The following is a 1036-nucleotide window of genomic DNA, read 5'->3' on the forward strand; positions in this document are numbered from 1 at the left end:
CTTTGGTGTTATACAACTTAAGCGCCAGTTAATTGATGAATGGAACTTTAATATCGATATTCTTACAGGTAATCTGGCAGTCCATCATTGGAATTACCATTGAACATTTATAAAGGTTAAACTTTTTCTTTACTTTACTCCATTGTTGGTTTCTCAAGTTTATCCTCCACAATAAAACGTTCATAACTCTTACTAACATGATATTATCATATGAATCTTTAATTTTTTATGAACGGTCCACCAGCAATTAGAATGGGGTTCGGTTCATTCTTTTAAAGCGTACAAATGAAATCATTTACAGCGACGACTTGCTACACTAGGGAGTTTCAAAAATAACATTCAACGACTTCACTGACATACTTTGGGAAGGAAAATAAGAGCCAATTTCGGCTCTTTTTTTATTTTATATTTGGTAAATTTCCGCACATTCCGCCCCAGTCGGCTCATAAAAACAATGATTCTTCCAAACTCCCGCAAAAGGCTGACCATACCATGTAGGCGGACACTTGGTATTTTGAACTCCCGCTCCCGATGGATTGAAATACCACAAAGAATACACAGCAGGATATAGTCGCCAATTTTGTAAATTTTGTCTAGCAAGCTTCAAATAAGGCTCGGTCGCTCTTTGATAAAAAGATGGCGATTGAATCGCGTCGAAGGAAGCGTCGCTCCCATGATATTGATAAATGACCTCTCGAATTGTATCAACATTTTTGAAATCTGAACACTTGACCAATGCTCGATTTATCACGACAGCACCAACAGATAACATCCCCCTTTGTCCTTCCGCTTCTGCTTCGGTTCGGATTAATCTTGCCAATAATTCAACATCACTTTGATTGTATTTTATTCGAGTCATAGAAAAACCCCCTTTATTCATGATATGATTTTCCACAACTTTTTACGTTAAAAAACCTCGCTTTTAGAAATGATAATTACATTCTCTAGGAAAGAAGGTTATTAATCAATGTCCAAAAAGCAAGGCTTCAAGGGTAGGATCCCCGACCCCATTCCTATTTTCCTATTACCATATACA

The 1036-nt window shown here is 37.0% G+C and carries 2 protein-coding genes; both read right to left on the bottom strand.

The genetic code is table 11. From position 1 onward, the window contains the following. Positions 1-28: 28 nt before the first annotated feature. Positions 29-199 carry a PIM7 family immunity protein gene (locus tag V7056_RS20425; RefSeq protein WP_499704219.1) on the bottom strand — a complete coding sequence of 57 codons (171 nt, stop codon included), beginning with the start codon at positions 197-199 and terminating at the stop codon, positions 29-31. Positions 200-403: 204 nt separating this feature from the next. Then, positions 404-859 (bottom strand): cell wall hydrolase, encoded by a 456-nt coding sequence (locus V7056_RS20430; protein ID WP_499704220.1) that lies wholly within the window; start codon positions 857-859, stop codon positions 404-406. Positions 860-1036: the final 177 nt, after the last annotated feature.

This window comes from Bacillus sp. JJ664 (genome assembly GCF_036962205.1).
In the GTDB taxonomy this organism is placed as follows: Bacteria; Bacillota; Bacilli; order Bacillales; family Bacillaceae_G; genus Gottfriedia.